This is a genomic window from Paraburkholderia sp. RL17-381-BIF-C, from assembly GCF_046026435.1.
In the GTDB taxonomy this organism is placed as follows: Bacteria; Pseudomonadota; Gammaproteobacteria; order Burkholderiales; family Burkholderiaceae; genus Paraburkholderia.
This window is the reverse complement of sequence record NZ_JARESX010000028.1, coordinates 46,176-60,052: the sequence shown is the minus strand read 5'-3', so window position 1 is coordinate 60,052 and position 13,877 is coordinate 46,176. Positions and strand designations below refer to the sequence as shown.

Here is a 13,877-nt window from a genome sequence, read left to right as displayed (position 1 = left end):
CACCGCATCAACAGAACGATGCTGAGGCTCCCTCGTGCGGCTCTACGGTTCGTCGCCGACGAACCAACGGAAGTAGGGATTGTCCGGTTGCGCCTGCAATGCCTCGCCAATATCGCGAGACCATGCATCACGTTCGCCGCGGTATGCGTCGAGGCCCGCGGCATAGAAGCTTTGCAGCGCGCCGCGCTCGGCGTTCAAGGCCGCGCGGAACTTGTCATCGGCGTGCAACAACGGCGGTTCGCCGCGAAGCGCGAGCAGGTGAGCGAGCGTGTCCGGAAAAGCGTCGCGCCGCACCCACGCCGCGTATTCGATGCGTGGCCGGTCATCGGTCACGGGTAGGGCATCCGCGGTGTAATACGCGAGGCCGGCGCGATCGGTGATCCAGGTCGCGAGCAGCGCCGCCGGCGTGGCCACGCCGACCTCGCGCAGCGACGCCGCCACCTGCGGTTGAGCAAAGCGCGACTCGATGCGCGGCACATCCAGTTCGATCGGCTGCATCGAGCCGATTAGCATCATCTCGTGCAACTCGGTGGTCCATAGCGCGGCATACGGAAACACCTGGATGAAGCTCTGGATCAAGGAGCGCGTGTCGTCTTCGTTCTGGGTCGGCAGCGGTAGCCACTGCGCGACGATACCGTCCGTGCGCAGACGCGAGGCCGCCAGTCGGTAGAAATCCGACGAGTAGAGATTGACCACGCCGGCCGCCGAGGGCGGCGGTGGTTCGAGCGTGATCAGGTCGTAACGTTCGCTGCTGCGTAGCAGCTCGCGCCGTCCGTCGCGCAGGCGAATGTCGACGCGCGGGTCAGTGCCGATATCGTAGTTGCCTTTGAACTGCGGCGCGGCGCGTACGACCGCAGGCAGCAACTCGGCGACCACGCGTTGTTCGAGGCGAGGCCACGTGAGCAACGCACCACCGGTGATGCCCGTGCCGAGTCCGATGACAAGCGCGCTGCGCGGCGTATCGCGGTGAATCAGCAGTGGCAGGAGCGCTTGCAGACGCATGTAGCGCAACGAGGTCATCGCGTCGCCGGAATTGGAAACGCCCTGAATGTAGAGGCGCCGGAACTGCTTCTGGCCCGCGCCCTGTGCAACCACAGCCACGGTACCGCCCGCACTCTCCTCGTAGGAGATCAGCGTGCCGCCGCGTGCGGCGGCGAGCAGGCTGGCGAGACGATCCGCCGGCGTGAGCAGCACGGCACACAGGGTGGCCGCGACCAATACCGGCACGGACCAGCGGGCGCCACGCCGCACGCCCTGACCGCGCCACACGGCCACGGCGGCCACTGCGCCGGCGAGCACTGCGAGCACCGCAAGCGCACGAACCAGCCCGAGTACCGGCACGAGCAGGAAGCCGGCGAGCAGCGTGCCCGCGATACCGCCCGCGGTGTTGAGCGCCAGCACGGCGCCGACATCGCGGCCAGTGTGCCGGGCATCCACGCTCACGCGCAACGCGAATGGGAACGCCGCTCCAAGCAACAGCGTGGGCACGAAAACGACGCACGCAGCCGCGACCGCAAAGCCCGCGCACATGGCGGCGAGGAGGCTGCCGGTGGCGGAGAAGGTTGCCTCGCGCGCGAGGCTTTGCCATTGGAGCAGCCACCCGCCCAACGCGGCCACTTCCAGCAGCGCGACGAGTCCGGCGGCCACGATCAGCAGCGCGAACATGCCCCACGGATCGCGCGCGCGATCGACATGGCGCGAACTGAGCGCGCTGCCGAGCGTCAGCCCGAGTAGATACGTGGCGAGCACGATCGCGAAAGCGAAACTGCGGGTGCTGATGAACTGGACGATCAGTTGGGACCACACGACCTCGTAACCCAGCGCGATGCCGCCGGCGAACGCATAGAGGACGACGGCGAGGCGTGCGCCGGGCGCGGCCCGGTCGACTGCTGTTTCATCGGCAGAGGCCGTTTCGAGCGGTTGTCCATCGACAGATTCGCGTGCAGAAGCGAAACGGCCAATGAGCAGTGCAGCCAATGCGGCCAGCGCGTTCAACCCGGCGGCCGCGAACGCGCTGCCTTGCACGCCAAGTAACGGAATCAGCACGAAGGCGGCGGTGAGTGTGCCCGCAATCGCACCACCCGTATTGGCCGCATACAGACGCGCGCCGGCGCGGCCGAGCCGTGTCGCGCGAGTGCCCAGCGCGCGCATCAACACCGGCAGCGTGCCGCCCATCAGCACGGCAGGCAGGCCGACCAGCGCGAACGGCAACGCCCAGGCGAGCGGCCCGGCGCGATCCTGCAGCCATGCGAACGGCGCGGCCGCGTGCGCTAGCGCAATGGTGCCGGCTACCGCCAGCAGTAGCGCGCCGCCTTCCAGCGCGGCGTAAAGCAGCAACGGCCGCGAGATGCGATCGGCGAACCTGCCGAGGAGCCAGCCGCCCAGCGCGAGACCGGCGAAGAATGCGCTCACACCGGTCGTGACCGCCTGCACGTCGACGCCCACGACGAGCGCCAATTGCTTGATCCACAGCACCTGGTAAATCAGTGACGCCGCGCCCGATGCAAACAGCAGGAGCATCGGCCACGCAATCGGCAATGCAGGAGAAGCAGGCGAAGCAGAGCGACTGTTCGTGTCGGCCGGCCCATGTTCACGCGGATCGGCGCGACGCTGTGCGCGTTCTTGTGCGCGACGCTCTCGGCGTGAGCTTTTGGCGCGGTGAGCCAACGTTTGGGTCATCGGATAATGTGCGCGGATGCAGTGCGTGGAGACGAGGTGAATGGACTTGAAAACCGAAGCGTAAACGCGCCGCACATGCCAATGGAAGCCGGCAAGTGCGGCGCCTGCTGAAACGTATTACTCGAGGCCGCGCTTCTTGAACGACTCGTCGATCTTCTTGTCGACCTGCCGACGCACACCGTCCACGCTAAAGCTCGCGGGCCGCTGGCTCGGCGGGTAATCGACGAAGGTCTGCAGGAATGCCGATGCTTTGAGCGTCGCTATGCCGTTCAGGTAAACGTTCTTCGTCACCCAGTCGTTGTATTGATCCGAGGTGATGTCCGCCCGTTCATAAGGATCCATGCGCAGGTTGAACAGCTTGGGCAGCCGCAAGCAGACGAGCGGGTCCTGCCAGATGTCGAGGTTGCCCTTGGCACGCTGCTCGCAAAATACCGCCTTCCAGGCGTTGCCATCCTGATCCCAGCGCATCGCGACCAATTGTCCGTCGTCGTCGAAGTAGAAGAACTCCGTGCGCGGGTCCTGGGTCGTCTGTCCAGTCAGGAACGGCAACTGGTTGTACCCGTCAAGATGGTTTTTGAAGCTCGTGCCTCCCGCCTTAGGCGCCCAGCCTTTCAGCAACCGGTCCTTCACGCCGCCGTCTCCCGCGGCGGCCAGCAGCGTCGGAAACCAGTCGAGCCCGGAGAACATGCCGTTAGAGGTCTCGCCGGCCTTGATATGCCCCGGCCATCGCACCATGGCCGGTACGCGGAACGCGCCTTCCCAGTTGGAGTCCTTTTCGCTGCGGAACGGCGTGGTCGCCGCGTCGGGCCACGAGAACTGATTCGGGCCATTGTCGGTCGTGTAGACGACGATGGTGTTCCTGGAAATGTTCAGGTCATCCAGCAGCTTGAGCAGTTTGCCGACGTCCTGGTCGTGCTCCCACATGCCGTCGGCATATTCGTTGCCGGGCATGCCGCTCTTGCCCCTGAACTCGGGACGCACGTGGGTGAAGACGTGCATGCGCGTGAAGTTCATCCAGACGAAGAAAGGCGTGCCGTTCTTCACCTGCTTGCGGATGAATTCCTCCGCGTGCGCGCCGGTTTCGTCGTCGATGGTCTCCATGCGTTTCGTGGTGAGCGGGCCGGTGTCCTGAACCTTGCCGTCCGAGGTGCTATGAATCACCCCGCGCGGCGAGAAGTTCTTCACGTAGGGATCGTTCTTGTCCTTCGGCCAATAGGGGCGCTCCGGTTCTTCTTCCGCGTTCAGGTGATACAGGTTGCCGTAGAACTCGTCGAAGCCGTGATTGGTCGGCAGGTACTCGTTCTTGTCGCCAAGGTGGTTCTTGCCAAACTGGCCGGTTGCATAGCCGAGCGGCTTGAGCGCCTGGGCGATAGTCATGTCGCCCTTTTGCAAGCCGACTGGCGCGCCCGGTGCGCCGACTTTGGACAGTCCGGTGCGCAACGGCGACTGACCGGTGATGAACGAAGAGCGGCCGGCCGTACAACTGTTCTCGGCGTAGTAATCCGTGAAGATCATGCCTTCATTAGCAATGCGATCGATATTCGGTGTTCTGTAACCGACCACGCCGCGCGTGTAGGCGCTGATGTTCGCCTGCCCGATGTCATCGCCGAAAATCACGAGAATGTTCGGCTTGGCCGAAGACTTCGCGGCCGGTTGTGGCGCGCTCGTAGGAGCGGGTTTGGCCGCCGGTTGGGTTTGGGCCGGCGCGTTGATGGATGGAAAAATCACCGCACCGAACGCGGCAAGGGCTAATGCGCCAGCCCCCAACGCGTAACGCCCTCGTTTCAACAGGTTTGTCATCGTGTCGCTCCAATGGAGTTGACTCTTATCCACCCGTCACGCATTGCTCCGCGTGATGGGGTCGCCCCTCGTCGGCCGCCGGCAGCCCACGGCCTGAACTTGCCGCGCGCCGCTTCTTGCCGCCGCTCACTGCTGCGGTGCGGGAAAGACGGTTTGCCAATCGTCTTTCATGCTCACCACCGTCCAGCCGTCGGCGACGGCTTCGTCCCACGCCTTGTCCAGCTTGCCGACTTTCGACGCGCGGTCGTAAGCGAATTCCCGCACGGCGTCGTCGTGGTGCAGGAGCAACGCGAGATGCCGGCGAGGGCTCGCGGCCGTGTACTGCAACATCTGCAGATCGCCGTCGGAGTTGCCGAACGCGAGAATGGGCTTGTGTCCAATGTTGCGATAGATGCCGACGGGCTTGCCGGGCCCGTCATCGACGAAATCGAGTTTCGGCTCGCGCACGAGAACGGGCTGGCCGTTGCGCACTTCGTACTGCACGACCTGGCTGGAGCCGATCACCTGCTCGGGCGGAATGCCATAAGCCTTTTCGGCCCAGACCCGCATGAACTCGATCGTGCCGCCCGAAACGATGAAGGTCTTGAAGCCGTTGGCGCGCAGGTAGGCGAGCAATTCCCGTTGCGGCTGATAAACGAGGTCGGTATAGGGCCGGCCGAATTTCGGATGGCGTGCGCTTGCCAGCCACGCGCGGATGGACTTGTCGTAGTCGTCGACGGTCATGCCGCTATTGGCGAGCGCGACCAGTTGCAACAACGCTTTCTGCTGGCTCGCGAGCGCCCCGTAGTCTTTCGCCATGAGCGCCTTGAAGGCCGGGATGTTTTTCCACTCGGGGTGCTGCGGTGCGGCCGCCTTTACCTGTTCCAGCATAAAGACGAACTGAAAATACAGCGGCTGTTCGCTCCACAGCGTGCCGTCGTTGTCGAATACGGCGATACGCTCCGCAGGCGGCACGAACGACGGCGAGCCTTCACGGGTCACGTCGGCAACGAACGACTGGATTGCCTGTCTCGCGGGCGTGTCACGCCATGAGGGCAATGCGGCGGCAGGATTGCTCGCTGTCGTTGGGGAGGGTGCGACGCCGTCGTGCGGCGCGGCGCAGCCCGCGAGACTGAATGCAACGCACGCTACGCGTATCAGGCGCAAGGCACGGCTCGACCACACAGACTGATGGCGCAGGTGCATCCGGGCTCCGGTTCGATCACACGGTCAATCGCAACGCGCGCCGACAGATCGCAGGCGCGAAACACAGGGTTTCACCAACAGTCCAGTACAACAGTTCAGTACGCTAACCGCCAGGGATGCCGGGCGCGCCGGCGGCTTTTGCCGACGCCTGGCGGGCACCGGCTTCCTTCCACGTGTCTTCGTCCATCACCAGCCGGAAGCCCAGATGCGACATGCTGTTGTAGGGGTCGGTGCCGCGTCGCGCGCTGGGCCGGTAGCTCAGGCAATAGGTTTCGTTGCAGAGGAACGAGCCGCCGCGTGTCACGCGCTTGGGCGCGCCGACGGGGACGCCCGGGTCGGCGGGGTCCCACGAATCGCGCGGGCCTGCCGGGTTGTCGATCGCGCTGGTGCTCACCGCCTCGCGTCGGAACTGATCCGCGCGGTACCAGTCGGCAACCCATTGCCACGCGTTGCCGGTCATGTCGGAAAGGCCGTAGCCGTTGGCCGGAAAACTGCCTACCGGGCTCGTGCCGAGCGCGCCGCCGGCTTTCGGATTGACGACCGGGAAAGACTGCGGCTGCTGGCCTTGCCACACATTGGCCATCTGTTTGCCGTCAGGCGAGAACTGTTCGCCCCAGGCATACGTGGCCTGTTCTAGACCGCCGCGCGCGGCGAATTCCCATTCGGCTTCGGTCGGCAAGCGCTTGCCGGCCCATTTCGCATAAGCCTGCGCGTCTTCGTAGGAGACCTGAACCACCGGATGATCGTCTTTACCGATGATGTTGCTGTCCGGCCCGGTCGGATGACGCCAGTCGGCGCCCGGCACATAGCGCCACCATTGCGAATAATCGTCTAGCGGCACAGGGCGGTTGGTGCCGACGAATACCATGGCACCCGCCACCATCGCACTCTCGGGCGGGCGGGGCGTGCCGGGCGGCAACTGGACTTTCAGCGTGTCCCAGTCGGGTTTCTTCTCTGCGGTGGTGACGTAGCCGGTGGCTTCGACGAAACGGCGGAATTCGGCGTTGGTGACGTGATGGCGGTCCATCCAGAAGCCATGCACCTTGACCTTGTGCGCGGGACGCTCGTTGGGTTGCGCCTGTTTGGCGTCGCTACCCATCAGGAACTGTCCGCCTGGCACCCACGCCATGCCGAGCGGGCCATGCGTGCCATCGCCGAGGACGATGGCCGAATGAGCGGGGGTGTGCGGCGTGAAGGCCCAACTGACTGCGGCGCCGACACAAGCAGGGAGCATGACGAGCAGGGTGCCCCATAGCAAAAGTTTGCGCATGCCACCGGAACGCGAGAGAGTGGTTGCGGCCGCCCCGTGCTGGTGTGACGACAGGCGTGACGACGGGTGTGACAACTTCGCGGGCCCTCGATCTCTTGCACTCGTCATCTTTTCTCTCATGGAGTGAAACGGCCGGGTCGTCGTATATGACGGTCGACTCTTTATTTCAAGCCTAGCATTTCAAGACTGGGACAAGCTTAGCGATACAGAGTAACGATGCTGCACTCGCGCAAACAAGCAGTTGCAGAGTAGCAATTTTTTGACGACATTTCATATCTTTTTTTAACCATGCACGTGAGACACTTTGACGAATGCGGACCATTGCATTAACGTGTCTGACAGCGGGCATGGGCATTCGGGTCGTCCAATCAGATTGACATAAATGACTGGAGAGAGAAAGCACGATGCGCGACACCGTTCTGCAGTTCGAAGCGAGTGTGAATCAGGCGGTCGTGGGCCAGCAGTCCGTGGTTCGGCAGGTTTTGATTGCATTGCTCGCCGACGGTCACGTGCTTCTCGAAAGTCTGCCGGGACTCGCCAAAACGCGCACGGTCAAGGCCATCGCCACACGGCTCGCGGCAACCATGAGCCGGATCCAGTTCACGCCGGATTTATTGCCGTCGGACATTACCGGCGCGGAGACGCTGCTGCAATCGGGCAGCGAACGCACGCTCAGTTTTCAACCGGGTCCCATTTTCGGTAATCTGATTCTCGCGGACGAAATCAACCGCGCACCGGCCAAGGTTCAATCCGCATTGCTCGAAGCCATGGAAGAGCGGCAAATTTCAGTGGCGGGAAAAACGCACCGCATGTCCGCGCTTTTTCTCGTCATGGCCACGCAAAATCCGATTGAACAGGAAGGCACTTATCCATTGCCCGAAGCGCAAATGGACCGCTTTCTTCTCAAAGTGCTGATCGACTATCCGTCGCCGGACAGTGAAGTCGCGATGCTGCGCCTGCTGCGGCAGGAGAGCAACGGGCCCGCCGAGGCGCCGTCCGTGCTGTCGCAGGACATCATCTTCGCGGTGCGCGAGCAAATCAGGCAGAATGTCGTTGCGCCCGCAATCGACGACTATATCGTGTCGATCGTCAATGCAACACGTCACGGCGCGCAACTCGACGCGGACCTCGGCAAGTGGATCGAAGTCGGCGCAAGTCCGCGCGGCGCGATCGGCCTCGACCGCGCGAGCCGCGTGCAGGCGTGGCTGCAGGCACGCAGTTTCGTTACGCCGGACGACGTGCGCGCCGTCATTCATCCCGTGCTGCGGCATCGGCTGATACTGTCCTACGATGCCAACGCGGACAATATCAACGCCGACCGGGTAATCGACCGACTGATCGAAAAGGTCGCGGTGCCGGCCTGAACCCGGTGTCTTTTGAATGCGCAGGAGTGGCATGGCCGTGCTGTCCTCTACCGACATCGGCAGCGTATATGTCGACGCCGCGCATCTCGCGAAGCTTGAATTTCAGGTGCGCGGGCTGAGTTTCGTCGCGCCCGCGCCGGTGTCGAGCGTGCTGTCGGGCGCGCACGCATCGCGTCTGCGCGGGCGAGGCCTGAACTTCGAAGAGATTCGCGGCTATCTGCCGGGCGACGACGTCCGCCATATCGACTGGAAGGCGTCGTTGCGGCTCGGCAAACCGCAGGTTCGCACCTATACCGAGGAGCGCGACCGGCCGCTGCTGGTCGTCGTCGATCAGCGCATGAGCATGTTTTTCGGCTCGCGCCGCGCGTTCAAATCGGTCGTGGCCGCCGAGGCCGCCGCGCTTGCCGTGTGGATGGGATTCGCGGCGGGCGATCGCGTTGGCGGTGTGCTGTTCAACGACAGCCAGCTCACGCGGATCAAACCCTTGCGCAGTCGCAGCCGCATCAAGACCCTGTTCGGCGCGCTCGCCGCGATGAACGGCGCGCTGCATGCCGGAAGCGAAGCCAGAACCGCGTACGACCAGCTCGACGCCGCGCTCGAAGGCGTGCTTCAACTTGCCGGGCATGACTATCTGATTTGCGTGGTCAGCGATTTCGCCGGGGCGGGCGATCGCACGCGCCGCCTGTTGCGGCAACTCGCGGCGCACAACGACGTCGTCGCGGCGATGATCTTCGATCCACTCTGGCAGCAGATGCCTGGCCACCGTACGCTGGTGGTCAGCGAAGGACGCTTGCAGGTCGAATTGCGCATCGAGCAGGAGCGGGTGCGCGAGCCGCTGTCGAGCCTGTTCAGCGGACGCACGGCTGAAGTGGCCGAATTGCTGCGTACGAGCGGCGTGCCGCTCATGGCATTGTCCACCGACGAACCCGCCGTCGATCAGGTTCGCCGTCTGTTCGGCGAACGCGCGCGGCCTGCCAGGGGGAGCGGCATATGAGCGGCACCTCGAACGCTACGCTCGCTCCGGCCGAGTCGTCGGCGGAGCTGCAAGGCTTGCAGGAGTTGCCGCTGCCCGCGCCGGTATCGTACGCACCCCAAACGATTGGCTGGCTGTTCGTTGCAATCGTGCTGCTCGGCGCCGTCCTGCTGATGTCATGGGCTACCCGGCGGCGCTATCGGCGCGAGCGTTACCGGCGTCATGCGTTAAAGGAGCTAGCGGGAATCGAAGCAGGTCTCGCGTCTGGCCACGCGGACCCGATGCAGCGCGCGGCCATGCTCGCCGCGATTCCTCGCCTGCTCAAACGCACGTCGCTCGAAGTCGCGCCGCGCGAGCAGGTCGCGTCGCTGACCGGCGACGCCTGGCTCGACTTTCTGCGCCGTACGCGTGGCCGCTTCGACGCGCGAACCGGCCCGCTGCTCACCCTCGCAAGCTACGCACCGCCGCAGCAGGTCGCCCGTCTTTCGCAGGACGACGCCGCCGCGCTGATCCGGCACGCGCGAGACTGGATCGAGCATCATCATGTGGAAGTTTGATTTTCCGTGGATGTTCGCGCTGCTGCCGCTGCCCGTGTTGGTGTGGTGGCTGGTGCCGGCATATCGCAGCACGGCGATGGCCGTGCGCGTGCCGTTCTTCCACGAAATGGCGCAGGCCGCGGGAGAAAAACCGGCGCCCGGCGGCGTGCGCCTGCGCCGCCACTGGCTGTTGCGTTTGCTGCTGCCGGTGCTGTGGATACTGCTCGTGACCGGCGCGGCGAAACCCGTGTTCGTCGAGCCGCCAATCGTGCGCGACGAACCGGCACGCGACCTGATGCTTGCGATCGATCTGTCAGGATCGATGGCCACGCGCGATTTCGTCGATCCGGCCGGCGAGCGTATGGACCGGCTGAGTGCCGTCAAGCGCGTGGTGGCCGATTTCGTGGCGAAGCGCAAGGGCGACCGCATCGGCCTCGTGGTGTTCGGCGACGCGGCTTATCCGCAGGCGCCGCTCACGCTCGATCACGACAGCGTGCGGATCCTGCTCGATCAGATGCAGATCGGCATGGCGGGGCCACGCACGGCAATCGGCGACGCGATCGGCCTGACGGTCAAGCTGATGGCGGATTCACACGCGCAGGAGAAAGTGCTGATCCTGCTCACCGACGGCAACGACACCAGCAGCGCAATCCCACCCGAGCGGGCCGCCGAGATCGCAAAACAGCACAAGCTCGTGGTGCACACGGTGGGCATCGGCGACCCGGCCACCACCGGCGAGGATCGCGTCGACCTCGACGCGTTGGCGCACATTGCGGGCATTACCGGTGGCCGCGCATTTCGTGCGCTAGGCCAGGAAAAAGATCTCGCCGATGTGTACGCCACGCTCGACAAACTGACGCCCGAAAAAATCAAACGGGAAATCTACCGGCCGCAGCGCGACTATTTCTGGGTGCCGGTCGCAGCGGGCTTATTCATTCTCGCGCTCTATCACGTGCTGGCGTTGCTGGTCGCGCTGCTGCGCTCGACTGGGCGAGCGCAGCGCGCGCAAGGTGTGCCGGTCAGCGAGGCGCAGCATGGAAATTGACCTCACGGCGTTTCATTTTCTGCGGCCGGCGTGGCTGCTGTTGCTGATTCCGGCGCTCCTGCTGCCGTTCGTCTGGCTGCGCCGCAACGACGTCCGTGCGCGTTGGCGCGGTGTGATTGCGCCGGCCTTGCTCGAACATCTGATTGTCGGTGATGCGAAACGGCGCGTGCTTCAGCCCGTCCATACGCTGGCGCTGCTGCTCGGCATCGGCGCGCTTGCGGTGGCGGGACCGACGTGGCAGCAGGAGCGTCCGCCGTTCAATCAGGACAAGGCGCCGCTCGTGGTCGTACTCGAACTGGCTCATTCAATGGATGCCACCGACATTGCGCCGACCCGCCTCGAACGCGCGAAACAGAAGGTGCTCGATCTCGCGAGAGCGCGCAAAGGCGCGCGCACCGGACTCGTCGTGTTCGCGGCGACAGCCCACCTCGTGGTGCCGCCGACCGAAGACCCGGCAATGCTCGAACTCTACGTGCCCGCGCTTTCGCCGGCGCTGATGCCGCGTGACGGCAAGAACGCGACGGCCGGCCTCGACGTTGCCGAGCAGCTTCTGGCGAATGACCCGGCGGCGGGCACGATCGTGTTCATGAGCGACGGCTTCGACGCAGACGGTACGGACGCCTTCGTGCAGAAAGCGAAATCGCTGCGGCACCAGTTGCTCTGGCTCGCGGTCGGCACGGAGCACGGCGGTCCGATTCGCGGTCCCGACGGCATGATCCAGATGGACGCCGACGGCCATCCGCTGCTGGGCACCTTCGACGCCGACGCGATCCGCCATGTCGCGCGCGACGCCGGCATTCCGCTCGCCAGCATGCGCGCGGACGACGACGATGTGTCGTGGGTGCAGCATCGCGCGCAGGCCTATCTCGCGCAAGCGGAGCAAACGAAGATCGAGCCGCGCTGGAAGGAAAGCGGCTACTGGCTCGTGTTGCCATTGCTGCTGCTTGCGTTGTGGAGCTTCCGGCGCGGCTGGACCGTCAAGTGGCTGCCGGTCGTGCTGATCTCGCTTGCCTTCGGCGCGCTGCCGCGTCCGGCGCAGGCGGCGCCGTGGCACTGGCTCGATCTGTTCGCGACGCACGACCAGCAAGGCCGCTGGCATCTCGAACACGGCAACTACAAGGCGGCCGCGGCGCGTTTCGACGATCCGATGTGGAAGGGTCGCGCGCAGTATCTGGCGGGCGACTACGCGGGCGCGCTCGAAACCTTCTCGCGTCTCAAGTCGGCGCAGTCGTATTTCTATATCGGCAATACGCTCGCGCATCTCGACGACTACGCGGGCGCGATCAAGGCCTACGACAACGCGCTCAAACTGCAACCGTCGCTCCCGCAAGCCGCGGCCAATCGCGCTTACCTGCAAACGCTGCTCGCGCGAGACAAACAGAACGACGCCGATCCCGAGGAAGATCCGCCCGACCAGGTGCAGGTGGACAAGAAGAAGGGCAGGGGCACGACAGCGGTCATCGAGGCGGCGCCGCGTCCCAGCGCGGATGCCTGGATGCGCAATCTGAACACATCGCCCGCTGTCTTTCTGCAACAGCGTTTCGAGCAGGAATCCGCGGCCAAGACGGGTGGTGCGCCATGATGCGGTTTCCACGCAGCGCTGCGCTGCTCGTGACGTTGCTGCTTTCGTCGCCGGTCTCCCTGCTTGCAGCCGGAGCCGCGGCGGCCGATCCCGCGCCGCGCATCATGGCGCGCGCGCATCTCGAACCAGCCGGACCGGTCGTGGCGGGCAGCGAGGTCAAGCTCGTCGTCGATCTGCTGACCACTACATGGTTTACCGAAGCGCCGAACTGGCCTCTGTTCACCGTCGCCGACGCGATCGTGAACCTGCCCGACGAGCAGGCCGACAACCTCTCGGAGGACATCGACGGCACGCGCTGGTTCGGCGTGAGCCGCGCGTACCGGATCGCGCCGCAGGCCGGCAAAACTTACGAGATCGCGCCGCTGACCATTACGGTGTATCCCGGCGGCATGCAGGGACCGGCCCAGGTGAGTACGCCGGCATTGAAGTTCGTCGCGAGGTTGCCGCCCGGGGCCGAAGGCATGAGCCCGTTTTTCGCCGCGCCCAAGCTCACCGTCGAACAGCAAATCGAACCGGCGCCGGCGCATCTCGCCGTTGGCGCGCCGCTGACGCGCACGATTACGCAACGGGCCGCCGGCACCGAGTCGATGCTCATTCCACCCGCGATACTCGGGGACGAGCCCGGACTCAAGCGCTATGCGAGACCTTCGACGACACGCAACATCGTCGAAGATCGCGCCGGACTCGTCGCCGGCGAGCGCACCGACAGCGCGAGCTACGTGGCCGATCGCAGCGGCACGTTCAGCCTGCCGCCGGTGACGATCGAATGGTGGAACACGACCACGCGGCGCAAGGAAACGATCGTGTTGCCGGCGGTGCGTTTTTCGGCCGCTCCCGTACGGGAAAAGCCGCTGTTCGAGATTCCTCTGGAAGCCATGCGCGAGGGTACGCCGCATAGAATCGTCGTGATCCACGCACGCGAAGCGATTGCCGGTGGTCTTGTCGTGTTGGGTCTGATCCTTCTGATTTCCTTGCGCACGCGTATCGCGTCGTTGGTTCGGCGAGGTCAGCGTGCGTTCAGCGAAGCGCGCCAACGCTGGCTGGCAAGCGACGCGCTCGCCTGGCGCAAGCTGGCAACGACCGCGCGTAAGGGCGAGTGGCGGCGGACCATTCCTGCGTTATATGCGTGGATGGATAGGGGACGCGACTTCGGCCGCCCGGCCCGTTTCGATAATATCGACGCCGCCGGGGATCAGGATGCCGCGAGGCTGATCGCCGCCGTCCGGTCGAGCTATGCGGGAGACGCTGCACCGCGTCTTCCTGTGTGGAAAGAGATTGGCGCGGTGCTTCGCAGGAATGCGGATCGGGCGAGGACAAAACGTGAAGACAAAGCATTGCCGGGACCGTTGAACAGATTTGAAGAACCGGCGGATTGAAAATGTGCGGAGACAGACGCCGCATAAGCAACCGCTTGGGAAGCGCGCTGCCGCTGTCCATGCGACC

10 protein-coding genes are annotated in these 13,877 nt (G+C 64.7%); 6 read left to right on the top strand and 4 right to left on the bottom strand.

What is annotated here, in order from left to right:
- Nucleotides 1-42: 42 nt before the first annotated feature.
- The 4 genes from P0D70_RS18730 to P0D70_RS18715 form a co-directional block, all read right to left on the bottom strand.
- Nucleotides 43-2,520, bottom strand: coding sequence for a fused MFS/spermidine synthase (locus P0D70_RS18730; RefSeq protein ID WP_408185599.1), 2,478 nt, complete (start codon nt 2,518-2,520; stop codon nt 43-45).
- Between the two features lie 276 nt (nt 2,521-2,796).
- Entirely contained in the window at nt 2,797-4,479 is a 1,683-nt protein-coding gene (locus tag P0D70_RS18725; RefSeq protein ID WP_408185598.1) for an arylsulfatase, read from the bottom strand.
- Between the two features lie 126 nt (nt 4,480-4,605).
- Nucleotides 4,606-5,664 (bottom strand): HAD family hydrolase, encoded by a 1,059-nt coding sequence (locus P0D70_RS18720; RefSeq protein ID WP_408185597.1) that lies wholly within the window; start codon nt 5,662-5,664, stop codon nt 4,606-4,608.
- Nucleotides 5,665-5,767: 103 nt separating this feature from the next.
- A complete protein-coding gene (locus tag P0D70_RS18715) occupies nt 5,768-6,934 on the bottom strand; it encodes a formylglycine-generating enzyme family protein (RefSeq protein ID WP_091793973.1) in 1,167 nt (388 codons plus the stop codon).
- Between the two features lie 404 nt (nt 6,935-7,338).
- Between P0D70_RS18715 and P0D70_RS18710 the strand changes: the two genes are divergently transcribed.
- The 6 genes from P0D70_RS18710 to P0D70_RS18685 are packed head-to-tail and all read left to right on the top strand — an operon-like array spanning nt 7,339 to nt 13,810.
- Nucleotides 7,339-8,298, top strand: a complete 960-nt coding sequence (locus tag P0D70_RS18710) for an AAA family ATPase (protein WP_408185596.1) — start codon at nt 7,339-7,341, stop codon at nt 8,296-8,298.
- Between the two features lie 31 nt (nt 8,299-8,329).
- Nucleotides 8,330-9,292 carry a DUF58 domain-containing protein gene (locus tag P0D70_RS18705; RefSeq protein ID WP_408185595.1) on the top strand — a complete coding sequence of 321 codons (963 nt, stop codon included), beginning with the start codon at nt 8,330-8,332 and terminating at the stop codon, nt 9,290-9,292.
- Entirely contained in the window at nt 9,289-9,828 is a 540-nt protein-coding gene (locus tag P0D70_RS18700) for a DUF4381 domain-containing protein (protein ID WP_408185594.1), read from the top strand. The genes P0D70_RS18705 and P0D70_RS18700 overlap by 4 nt, the downstream gene beginning before the upstream one ends.
- Nucleotides 9,815-10,852, top strand: a complete 1,038-nt coding sequence (locus tag P0D70_RS18695) for a vWA domain-containing protein (protein WP_408185593.1) — start codon at nt 9,815-9,817, stop codon at nt 10,850-10,852. The genes P0D70_RS18700 and P0D70_RS18695 overlap by 14 nt, the downstream gene beginning before the upstream one ends.
- Nucleotides 10,842-12,434 (top strand): VWA domain-containing protein, encoded by a 1,593-nt coding sequence (locus P0D70_RS18690; RefSeq protein ID WP_408185592.1) that lies wholly within the window; start codon nt 10,842-10,844, stop codon nt 12,432-12,434. The genes P0D70_RS18695 and P0D70_RS18690 overlap by 11 nt, the downstream gene beginning before the upstream one ends.
- Entirely contained in the window at nt 12,431-13,810 is a 1,380-nt protein-coding gene (locus P0D70_RS18685; RefSeq protein ID WP_408185591.1) for a hypothetical protein, read from the top strand. Before P0D70_RS18690 ends, P0D70_RS18685 begins: the two co-directional genes overlap by 4 nt.
- The last annotated feature ends 67 nt before the right edge of the window (nt 13,811-13,877 follow it).

Excerpts from the sequence above, each read along its gene's own strand:
- P0D70_RS18730 (WP_408185599.1), bottom strand. The coding sequence starts at position 2,520 with ATGCTCCTGCTGTTTGCATCGGGCGCGGCGTCACTGATTTACCAGGTG.
- P0D70_RS18725 (WP_408185598.1), bottom strand. The coding sequence starts at position 4,479 with ATGACAAACCTGTTGAAACGAGGGCGTTACGCGTTGGGGGCTGGCGCA.
- P0D70_RS18720 (WP_408185597.1), bottom strand. The coding sequence starts at position 5,664 with ATGCACCTGCGCCATCAGTCTGTGTGGTCGAGCCGTGCCTTGCGCCTG.
- P0D70_RS18715 (WP_091793973.1), bottom strand. The coding sequence starts at position 6,934 with ATGCGCAAACTTTTGCTATGGGGCACCCTGCTCGTCATGCTCCCTGCT.
- P0D70_RS18710 (WP_408185596.1), top strand. The coding sequence starts at position 7,339 with ATGCGCGACACCGTTCTGCAGTTCGAAGCGAGTGTGAATCAGGCGGTC.
- P0D70_RS18705 (WP_408185595.1), top strand. The coding sequence starts at position 8,330 with ATGGCCGTGCTGTCCTCTACCGACATCGGCAGCGTATATGTCGACGCC.
- P0D70_RS18700 (WP_408185594.1), top strand. The coding sequence starts at position 9,289 with ATGAGCGGCACCTCGAACGCTACGCTCGCTCCGGCCGAGTCGTCGGCG.
- P0D70_RS18695 (WP_408185593.1), top strand. The coding sequence starts at position 9,815 with ATGTGGAAGTTTGATTTTCCGTGGATGTTCGCGCTGCTGCCGCTGCCC.
- P0D70_RS18690 (WP_408185592.1), top strand. The coding sequence starts at position 10,842 with ATGGAAATTGACCTCACGGCGTTTCATTTTCTGCGGCCGGCGTGGCTG.
- P0D70_RS18685 (WP_408185591.1), top strand. The coding sequence starts at position 12,431 with ATGATGCGGTTTCCACGCAGCGCTGCGCTGCTCGTGACGTTGCTGCTT.